The following is a 10,050-nucleotide window of genomic DNA, read 5'->3' on the forward strand; positions in this document are numbered from 1 at the left end:
CAGTCGGCCAGACTGCGCCAACACCTCACCGAGGCGGCGGAACCCCAGCTTGAGCGCATGGGCCAACAGCGCCATCTTCGATTTCGTCTCCTCGCGGCCACGTGCGCCGCCCTGCGCCAGCCGGGCAAGAAGTCGGATGGCGGCCGGACCGGGCGCCTCGACGCGACGAGCGGCCGGTACGCGAGCAGACGGATCGGTCACCGAGCGCACCATCACCTGCATCATCGCGCCCAAACCTTCCGGGTCCTCGGCCCAGGACGGGTCGCGCATGCACAGCTCTCGGTAGCCGCGGTGGCCATGACGAGTCAGGAACCGTCGCAACGCCACTCCGGCGGCACTCGTGGATCCGCGCAGCTGGTCGACCACGACGCCGGGCTCCCCCGCCGTGAACAGCTCGGCGACGACATCATCGGCGGCGATGGTGTGGACAACCGCGTCGAGCTCCTCGAGCATGAGAGCACTCTCGACATCGGTCGCGCCGGCCATGAGTCGGGTGGCCTCGGCGCGACCGGCGTCCTCGCCGCGTCCATTCTTGACGGCGCGTCGCATCAGGACGCTCTCGAGAACGTTGGCCGCGACGGCCGCACGTGACGATGACCGGACATGCGTGAGGGTCACATCGCAGTACAGCTGGACGCCGGACTCCAACTGTTGCAACACGAGTCGAGGGTCATCGCCGGTGGGGACCCGGAAGCCGTCGATCTGCTGCGCGAGACGTCGAATCGCCGGGCCGGCCGACAACGCATAGGAGCTGAGCCGGACCGTGTTGATCAGCTTGCTGAGAAACGGCTTCGGCGGTTTGGGTTCCAGTTCGTCGATCACCCGACCGCAGATCGAGATGGAGAACTGCTCCAACGAGTTCCCCAGAAGCCCCGAGCTCAGCCCTGTCCCCTCGGTCATGTTCAGAAACATGTGCCCCTGGAAGTATCCGACCTGCAGCCACGGCCTGTCGTAGCTGGGCTGTGCCCGCGCCACCACCTGCGTCATCTGCATCGCGTAGTCGATGGCGAAGCCCGACACCGACGCGGTCAGCGGGCAGAACGCGCCCGGCATCATCTCGCCGATGTTGCATCGCGTGTACACGTGGTCCGCGCCCGCGAGCGGAGAATCCATCTCGGCCAGATCACCGGGCAGGGTGGTGATAGGTCGGGCCTGTAGCCACCACAGCGTGCCGTCGTGGTCGATCGCCCACTCGAGATCCACGGGTATTCCCCAGTGCTGGGCGGCTCGTGAGGCGCCGGACCAGATGTCGGCGACCTCATCGGGCGACAGGACAGGTTCGCCCGCGATGTCGGCAACCGCCACCCTGCCGAGGGAGTCGAGGACGACGTGGTCGGAGGATGCCGAACCGTCGACCAGCGCCTCCCCGAGACCGGCGACGGCGTCGATGACGGTGAGGTCGCGTCGCCCGGTCGCAGGGTCGGCGGTGAACACCACCCCGGCGGCCCGGGCGTCCACCATCTGCTGGACCACCACATGCATCGTCGCCGGAGGTAGCTCGCTGTAGGCCGACGCCCGACGCGAGCGCACCGAGGCAGCGCAGGTCCGAACGGCGGCAGCGAAGTCGTCGGCCGAGTCCACACCGAGCACCGTGTCGTACTGCCCGGCGAACGACTGGTCGGCACCGTCCTCCCCGACCGCCGACGATCGGACGGCCACCGGGGTCGCGGCTGCGTCGGCCATCCGGGAGAACCATTTCCGCACATCGTCGACACTGACCTGCTCACTGGCATCCGCGATGACGAAGCCGGCCGGCACGGGAAGGCCGAGCCGGCGCAACTCCGCGATCCCGGCCGCCTTCCCGCCGAAGCTGTCGTCGGTGATCTGATCGAAGTCGACCGTCGACGCGGTCACGCCGACCCCGCCAGGGCATCGACGATCTCCGCGAGCGCCTGGGCCTCGATGGGTCCAGTCTGATAGAGGCAGACCCGCTCCGATACCCCGTCGACGCGGTCACGGACGTGCGCGGCCACCTCGGCCGGGGTCCCGCACGCCGCGATGGTGTGCAGGATGTCGTCGTCGATGAGCGCGGCCATCTCCGTCCAGCGCCCCTGCTTCGACATCGCGTTGAGTTCGGGCTGCAGATCGCCCCAGCCGTGCGCGTCGAGTACCGGTCGATACGCCGGGGTGGATCCGTAGAACGCGAGGAGCATGCGGGTCGACGCGTGGTCGTCGTCGCGACCGGTGGCGACCGACACGATCACCTCCGGCACCACCTCGAAGTCACTCTCGATGCGACCGGCAGCCGAGAGTCCCGCCCGGACCGCCGGCATGGTGGTCTCGTGCAGGAATCGCTTCGACCCGAACGGCATCACCAAGAGCCCGTCGGCCACCTCGGCGGTGGCCGCGGTCAACCGAGGGCCGAGGGCACCGAGATAGATCGGAGGCGGGCCGAACGGATTCGGCCCGGGAACGAACGTCGGCGTCATCAGGGTGTGTCGGTAGAACTCGCCGCGAAAGTTCAGCCGCTCCCCCGTGTTCCACGTCGCGAAGATCGCACGCAGCGCCCCCACCAGTTCCTTCATCCGTGCCACCGGCCGGTCGAACCCGGTTCCATAGCGTTTCTCGATCTGCGCGCGCACCTGCGTCCCCAGCCCCAGGATGAAGCGGCCCTCACTGAGCAGCTGCAGGTCGTTGGCCTGGTGGGCGAGTTGAATGGGGTTGCGCGGAAACGCGATCGCGACGTTCGACATCACGTCGAGTCCTTTGACCGATGAGGCCAGAACAAGTGGGGTGAAGACATCGAACGGCCCTTCGAAGGTGAAGACCCCGGAGGCGCCGGCCTCGTGGAGCACATGCGCGCGTTCGACAGCGTCGGTGGGCCCGAACAGCGCGGTCATGACCTTCATGAACTCGGTGCCTGGTCGCCCACGTCGGTCCAGTCGAAGAATCCCGATGGGTGGTGGGGGCCGATCACGCCGTGCTCGAACAACCCGGCACCCTCGTGGACCGTCCCGTCGGCCTCGGTGCACACCGCTCGGGCCACATGGTCGATCAGGCTGAACGGTGCGCGGGCCATGACGTCGGGGTCGGTGAGGTCGAAACTGACCCGCTCGGCGAACGCATCGCCCTTCCAGCTGCCGTGCGACCACGACGAGTCACCGCCGTAGCCGGATCCGAAGGCGATGGGTGCGAACAGTTTCGACTCGATGTCGAGGTGCGTGCGATCTCCGGCGCGATTCATGAACTCGACGTGGGCGCCCTGCGGGATCCGTGTCCCGGGCCGGTAGTCGATGGCCACACGCACCCCGTCGAGCTGTTCGACGCGTCCGTCCCGCCACCGGCGCGTGCAGTCATAGAGACTGCGGTGACCGTCCGGGTCCTCCTGCATGATCAGGAACAGCTGGAAGTCGTCGAAGACCAGCGGCAGATACAGCCACCACATTCCGCGGAACGCCGTGTCCGGCCGGCCTGTGGGCTCCGCCTCGCCCACCGGTCGGATCCCCCACGACCGGTCGCGGCTGGCCACGCTGGTGTCGTGGGTGACGTTTAATCGCTCACCGTCGACGTCGATCCAGCCCTCCCACGACCCGACCTGCGCGAAGCGGCTGGCCTGCAACGTGACTCGACGGTCGGTGAGCATCTCGTGCGGTTTCTCCAGGGCGGCGGGGAACAGCCCGCGCCAGGTGAGATCGGCGGAGATCCCCTCGGTCGGCTGCAACGTCAGGTGCATCTCCTGCAGCGGTTCGATGACGTCGAGGCGGTAGCCGTGCACGTTCTGATGGAGCCGGTCGTCGTCGATGGCGGTGCTGAGGTGTACCGCGGTCTGTGTGTCGTCGCGACGGACGACGAAATACGCGTCCTTGACGCCGAGGCGCGGGTAGTAACCGATTCCGGTGAGCGCCATGAAGCGGCCGGAACGGTCGAGCACATTGAAGTACGACCGGTCGTAGAAATTTCGATCCGAGTCGGCAGGCCACGTCACCGGCACCGGCGCCTGATGGATCGGATACTCGTCGAGCGGGCTCAGATTCACACGCACTCCCTCAAATACGATGCAGGTCGTATTGCATCTACGATGAGGCAATGGCACCAGAAAGGGACTCGGAAGGCAATAGGTCCGGGCAGTCGGCGCCGGGTCGGCCGCGTGACGGCAGGATCGACGCCGCCATCATCGCGGCGACCCGTGAGCTGATCCTCGAGACGGGGTATCCCCGACTGTCGCTGTCCGCGATCGCCGCGCGCGCGAACACCACGACGGCGGCCATCTACCGCCGGTGGTCGGGTAAGGCCCAACTGGTCCACGAGGCTGTGCTGTTCGCCGAATCCGTCCCGGTGTCGGACCATCCGGGCGACATGCGTGACGAGATCAGAGCTCTGGTCGAGACGGTTCGGGTGATCTTCGACCGACCCGAGGTGCGGCTGGCACTACCGGGTCTCATCGCCGACACCGTCGCCGACCCCGAGCTGCACACCATGATGATCGCCCGGCTCGCCGGGAACCTGACCGCGTTCGAGTCCCGCTTCGGTCAGGAACGTCGTGGCGACGACCAGCTACCCATGCTCGCCGAGGTGGTTGCGGGCACCGCGATCTTCCGCATCCTGATTCGTCGGGATGCCGCTCTCGACAGCACCTGGGTCGACGAGATGACCGACATGATCACGAAGAGTTTGCCATCCGACAGGGTGGAGGGCGCCTGAGCTCGCGTACTCGATCGAATCAGCTCGCCGGCTCTGCCGGTCCGGTCGGATCGCTCGACCCGGCGCCTGGACTCAGCGCCCAGCGGATGGCGGTCGTGATCGCGATGCCACTCCCCCGCACCGCGGTCGCCTCGGTGACGGGCAGGTATGGCAAACGCAGCGGTAGACGTGTCCACCGCGGCATCATCGAGACGGCGACCGAGGACAGCAGCCCGTAGGCCGGGCGCACCGGCAGCGGGATGGGCGGGTTCAGCAAGATGAACCGCGCCGTGCGCCTCGCGGCGGCGGTGCCTCTGAGCTCCGGCCGGTACAGCGCGAGCATCTCGTCGAGTTCCGCGGAGGTCTCGGGCACGTCGACGGCGCCGAGACCGCGAGCCACGAACGCTGTCTCGCGGACGTACTGGTCGCGCCCCGCCGCGTCGAGCGGATGGGCGCCGTAGCGATCATGAGCGCGCAGGAAGCTGTCGATCTCGGCGACGTGGACCCACCGGATGAGGTGCGGATCCGACGCGGCGTAGTGCCGTCCGTCAGGCGCGGTGCCGGTGATGCGCTTGTGCACCGCTCGGACGATCTTGATCGCGCGGTCGGCGTCCTCGATCGTGCCGAACGTCGTCTCCGCGAGAAAGGTGCTGGTGCGCTGCAGGCGACCCCACGGATCGCCCCGGTACCCCGAGTGCTGATCGACTGCCGCCATCGCGAGCGGATGCAAGGACTGGAGCATCAGTGCGCGCATGCCGCCGACGAACATCGACGCGTCCCCGTGGACCCGGTGGATCGCCGAGTCCGGACCGTAGCGCCGCGGGCCCGTCGACAAGTGGATCCGGTCGCGCCGCGCGGGTCCCTCGTCACCGGCGACGCGTTCGAAGATCATCTCGCCGACACGCTGCTGGACCGAACTGAACGGGTTCATCTGTCCACTCTGCGCTTCCCGGGCGTCTGTGCTGGTCAGCGTGCCGCAGGTGCGGCGGCCGCGCTCCCGACGGTCTGGGTGGCATCGGTTCGCGGCCGTCGGGATTGCGTCGAAAGTCCTACTTGATCGTGAACATTGGCATTACGGTGGCGACGTGACCAGACGTTCCGTCCCTCATCGTCACCTGCTCACCACACTCGGCGTGATCGGCGCCCTGGGTATCGGGCTGCTGACTGCCGTCGCGCCGGCTCAGGCCGCGCCGCCGCTGGCGGTCAGCACCGTTGCTTCAGGTCTCGACAAACCCTGGGACATCGAGATCGCCCCGGACGGCACCCTCATCACCGGAGAGCGGAGTGGTCGGTTCGTCGCAATCCGTCCGGGCGGAACAGCGCAGACCGTGCGTGCGGATCAATCGAAGCTGTTCGTCACCAACGAGGCCGGACTCATGGGGCTCGCCGTCGACCGTGGCTTCACGTCGAACCGCACCCTGTATTCATGCCAGGCGGAGAAGACATCGCCCACGGCGTTCGGCACGGGGTCGGCCGGGTCGTTGCCGATCCCCTTCCCGAACTCGGGGCAGGTGATCAACGTCGTCGCGTGGCGGGTCGCCGACGACTGGTCGGCGCTGACCCGGACCCGCACCGTGCTGTCGAACATCCCGGTGAACTCCGGCGGGCGCCACGCCGGGTGCGGTCTGACCGCCGCCCCGGACGGCACCCTCTGGGTGGGCACCGGCGACAACGCCGTGCGGTCCTACCCCCAGAGCCGAACATCGTTGGGCGGGAAGGTCCTGCACATCACGACCGCCGGCGCACCCGCCGGCGGGACGATCCCCGGCACGCCGATCTACTCGCTCGGACACCGCAACGTGCAGGGCGTCACGATCCAGCCCGGGACCGGACGGGTCTACTCCGTCGAGCAGGGCACCGACCGCGACGACGAGCTGAACCTCCTGCAGCCGGGCGGCAACTACGGCTATCGCCCGGACCGTGCACCGCTGATCTACGACGAATCGGTGCCGATGACCGACCCGGTGCGGGTGCCCGGCGCGATCGGAGCGGTCTGGTCGTCGGGTGCACCGACGATCGCCACGCCCGCGCTCGAGTTCCTGCCCGCGGACGGGTGGGGCAGCCTCGGTGGCGCCGCGGTCATCTCGGCGCAGAAGGGCAAACGGCTTGTGTTCGTCACGCTGTCGGACAACGGCCGCGAGACGGCCGGCACCACCGATGGTCTGCGCGACACCTACGGGCGCCTGCGCGCCCTGAAGGTGGACCGGGACGGGTCGCTGTTGGTGAGCACCGACAACGGCGGGAACGATCGCATTCTGCGAGTCCGCCCGGCGACCTGAGCGGTCCCGACCGTTCAGGGTTGAGCCGCAGGACCAGCCGCTGCCCGGGCATCGGGTAGTTCGTCGTAATCGGGTAGGTCGATCCCGTTGATCGCGCGCCCGATCAACTCCATGAACCACTCGCCTGTGAAGTCGGGCAGAGGCTCGCTGCCGGGTCCGGGGACCTCGCGGGTGCGGGCGTTGAGCCGTCCCATCTCCTGATTGGCCTCGACATACGAGCGCATCTTCGCCTCGTAACGAGCGAACCCCGCGTCGGGATCCCATCCGGCAGCCGCCAATTCGCCGGCCAGGACATAGGCGCCGACCAGCGCGAGCCCGGTCCCCTGCCCGGACATCGGCGACGAGCTGAACGCCGCATCCCCGAGCAACGCGACCCGACCGTTCGACCACCGATCCATCACCACCTGTGCGACCTGATCGAGGTAGAAGTCGGGGGTGTCGTCGAGGTGGGCGATGATGTCCGAGGTCAACCAGCCCAGTCCGGCCACCCGCTCCCGGAGCAGGGCTTTCTGGGCCGCGACGTCGCGATGATCGACGTCATACTCGGCCGAGGCGAAGTAGAACATCGCCATCGCCCGCTCGGCGTCATCGATGGGTCGAAGCATCGCCGAGCGCCCGGAGTCCTGATCCTGGTACTCGAGGAGGTGGCGGGCGAGACCGAAATCGTTGGGCACGCTGTAGAAGGCCAACACCTGACCGAGGTGGCGGAGGAACTGCTCGTTCGGCCCGAACACCATGGCGCGCAACGGCGAGTGCAACCCGTCGGCCCCGATCACGAGATCGAAGCGTCGCCGATCGCCGCCGGCGAACACGACGTCGACCCCGTCGGGGTCCTGGGTCAGTTCGGCGATCCGGTCCCCGAAGATGTACTCGACCTCGACACAGGTGTCGTCGTAGAGCACCTTCGCGAGATCGCCACGCAGGATCTCGATGTCGGCGATGAACCCGTCGCCGCCGTCGTCCTCGGCGCTGAAGGTCTGGAGCACGTGTCCGTCGGCGTCGACCGAATGCGCGCCGGCGGTGTCCGTGCACGCCGCGCGGACGGCCGAGTCCAGGCCCATGCGTGCGATGGCCTCCTTGGCCACCCCGCGAGCGTCGACAGCCTGCCCTCCGGGACGCAGTTCTGGCGACCGCTCCACGACGGTGACCCGGGCACCCCGTCGCTGCAACCAGTGCGCCACAGCCGGTCCCGCGATGCTTGCCCCCGCCACCAAGACGCTGGGACCGGGCATCGGCGCGGCGTCGTCGAGATCCATCACGTGCCTCCATGGGTTCTGTCGCTACTGGTTCAGAGATACCGACCACCTGTACGGACAAAACTAATCGGAAGAGTCGGCAGTCTTTCCCGCTGACCGGGAAAGACTGCTGACTGTCCTGCGTGAATTGGGCGTCACGCCACCAAGCGCCACAGACCGATGATCCCGACCACCACGATCACCCCGCGCAGGGCGGAGGGCGACAGGTTGCGCCCGTACCTGGCCCCGATGACTCCCCCGACAAGCGATCCGACCGCGATGAGCGCGGCCGCCACCCAGTGGATCCGGTCGAACGCGACGATCGTGTACGTGAGGGCCGCGACGACATTGACGATGAGGGACAGCAGGTTCTTGGCGGCGTTGAGTCGCTGAAGGTTGTCGGTGACGATCACGCCCATGGCGCCCATCAGCAGAATCCCCTGCGCAGCGGTGAAGTAGCCGCCGTAGATCCCGACCGCGAACGTCGACACGATGACGAGTACGAGACGACCCGGACGCAGCGCGGTGTCGTGGACATCGCCGGGCGCACGCGTGGCGCGCGACGCCGTCCACCGCTGCAGACGCGGTTGGAGGATCACCAGCACGAGAGCCAGGACCAACAGCACGGGCACGATGGTCTCGAAGGCCTTCTCGGGCAGATGCAGCAGCAGCCAACTACCGATGCCTGCACCGATCAGCGACGCCGGGATCTGCCATCGCAGACGCGGCCACTGGCCGGCCAGTTCGCGGCGATAGCCCCACGTACCCGACACCCCACCGGCCACGAGCCCGACGGCATTGGTCATCGTCGCCGTCACCGGTGGGAAGCCGAAGGCGACCAGGGTCGGGAACGTGATCAGCGTGCCGCTACCCACTACCGCGTTGATGGCCCCGGCACCGACCCCGGCGATCAGGATCGCGAGCACCTCCCAGATCGACACCGGTCAGCGCGCGGCGATGCGGTCGACGAGCAGATCGACGATGGCCCGCCGCTCGGTGTCGTCGCCGGAATGGGTCAGCAGACCCTCGACTACGAACGCGATGATGTGACTCGCGGGTTCGGCGTCCTCGGGTGGGAGGTCGCCCCGCGTGAGCGCATCGGCCACGCCGTGGAAGGTCTCGTGCCACTGATCGATCACCGGTGACACCGAGCGTCGCGAATGCACGGTGTCGACGAGGTTGCGCAGAGCCGACAACTCGTCGACGGCGAACATGATCTTCTCGGCGAGTGGGCGCTCCGCGATGGGTTCGTACCGCGACATCGCCTCGGCCAGAAGCCCTTCGAGCACAGCAACGAGCAAATGGTCCTTGTCGGCGAAGTACCAGTACACGGTGTTGGTGGTCACCCCTGCGTCGGCGGCGATCTTGCTCAGCGAGGTCTCGTCGTAGCCGTGGTCGACGAACAGTCGGCGGGCCGAGGTGACGATCTCCTCGCGCTTCTCCTCCCGCGCACGCGGACGACGGTTGGCAGGCATGTCCCCACCCTAATTGATCACCGATCAAGAGCGCGGTATCTTCCTTGAACACCAATCAAGAAGATGGGCGGCGCCTGTGTCGAACAATGATCAATTCATCCAGACCGACGAGTTCTTCTCGTCCTCGGGCGTCCGCTGCGCCGCCACGGTCTTCCGGCCGAGGTCGCTGTCCACTCCGGTCCCGGTGATCGTGATGGCGCACGGCTTCGGCGGGATCCGCGGCATCCGTCTGCCTGCCTACGCGGCCCGCTTCGCGAACGCCGGGTACGCGGTGGTCCTGTTCGACTACCGCTACTTCGGCGACAGCGAGGGTGAACCGCGCCAGTTGCTCGACGTGCCGTCGCAACTAGACGACTGGCGTGCAGCGATCCGCTTCGCCCGCTCCCTGGATGTCGCCGACGCCGAGCGGGTCGTCGCCTGGGGAACGTCCTTCGCCGGCGG

Annotated in this window: 10 protein-coding genes; 3 read left to right on the top strand and 7 right to left on the bottom strand. The window is 67.8% G+C overall.

Translation table 11 applies throughout. The annotated features are described in order from the left end of the window. The 3 genes from JHC79_RS05930 to JHC79_RS05940 all read right to left on the bottom strand — a co-directional run. Window positions 1–1,854, bottom strand: a 1,854-nt coding sequence (locus JHC79_RS05930) for a PEP/pyruvate-binding domain-containing protein (protein ID WP_296389242.1), incomplete at its 3' end; no start/stop codon positions are given. Then, the gene (locus tag JHC79_RS05935; protein ID WP_296389243.1) at window positions 1,851–2,849 is read right to left on the bottom strand and encodes a TIGR03617 family F420-dependent LLM class oxidoreductase; all 999 of its coding nucleotides are present in this window, start codon (window positions 2,847–2,849) and stop codon (window positions 1,851–1,853) included. The genes JHC79_RS05935 and JHC79_RS05930, both read right to left, overlap by 4 nt. After that, window positions 2,846–3,982 (bottom strand): hypothetical protein, encoded by a 1,137-nt coding sequence (locus tag JHC79_RS05940; RefSeq protein ID WP_296389244.1) that lies wholly within the window; start codon window positions 3,980–3,982, stop codon window positions 2,846–2,848. The genes JHC79_RS05935 and JHC79_RS05940 overlap by 4 nt, the downstream gene beginning before the upstream one ends. A gap of 44 nt (window positions 3,983–4,026) precedes the next feature. Between JHC79_RS05940 and JHC79_RS05945 the strand changes: the two genes are divergently transcribed. Beyond that, entirely contained in the window at window positions 4,027–4,641 is a 615-nt protein-coding gene (locus JHC79_RS05945; RefSeq protein ID WP_296389245.1) for a TetR-like C-terminal domain-containing protein, read from the top strand. Window positions 4,642–4,660: 19 nt separating this feature from the next. Here the strand turns inward: JHC79_RS05945 and JHC79_RS05950 are convergent, their stop codons facing one another. After that, entirely contained in the window at window positions 4,661–5,551 is an 891-nt protein-coding gene (locus JHC79_RS05950; RefSeq protein WP_296389246.1) for an oxygenase MpaB family protein, read from the bottom strand. Window positions 5,552–5,756: 205 nt separating this feature from the next. Here JHC79_RS05950 and JHC79_RS05955 point away from each other — a divergent pair, with 205 nt between their 5' ends. Then, window positions 5,757–6,899 carry a PQQ-dependent sugar dehydrogenase gene (locus JHC79_RS05955; protein WP_296389303.1) on the top strand — a complete coding sequence of 381 codons (1,143 nt, stop codon included), beginning with the start codon at window positions 5,757–5,759 and terminating at the stop codon, window positions 6,897–6,899. A 14-nt stretch (window positions 6,900–6,913) separates the two neighbouring features. On the opposite strand, the gene JHC79_RS05960 is transcribed toward JHC79_RS05955, so the two are convergent. The 3 genes from JHC79_RS05960 to JHC79_RS05970 form a co-directional block, all read right to left on the bottom strand. Then, window positions 6,914–8,155 carry an FAD-dependent monooxygenase gene (locus tag JHC79_RS05960; RefSeq protein WP_296389247.1) on the bottom strand — a complete coding sequence of 414 codons (1,242 nt, stop codon included), beginning with the start codon at window positions 8,153–8,155 and terminating at the stop codon, window positions 6,914–6,916. Window positions 8,156–8,289: 134 nt separating this feature from the next. Then, a complete protein-coding gene (locus JHC79_RS05965; RefSeq protein ID WP_296389248.1) occupies window positions 8,290–9,075 on the bottom strand; it encodes a sulfite exporter TauE/SafE family protein in 786 nt (261 codons plus the stop codon). Window positions 9,076–9,078: 3 nt separating this feature from the next. Continuing rightward, window positions 9,079–9,609: a TetR/AcrR family transcriptional regulator gene (locus tag JHC79_RS05970; RefSeq protein ID WP_296389249.1), complete on the bottom strand. Its 531-nt coding sequence runs from the start codon at window positions 9,607–9,609 to the stop codon at window positions 9,079–9,081. A 76-nt stretch (window positions 9,610–9,685) separates the two neighbouring features. Here JHC79_RS05970 and JHC79_RS05975 point away from each other — a divergent pair. Further along, window positions 9,686–10,050: alpha/beta fold hydrolase (locus JHC79_RS05975; protein ID WP_296389250.1), on the top strand; the 365-nt coding region annotated here is incomplete at its 3' end.

This window comes from Williamsia sp., from assembly GCF_016462415.1.
GTDB lineage: Bacteria > Actinomycetota > Actinomycetes > Mycobacteriales > Mycobacteriaceae > Williamsia_A.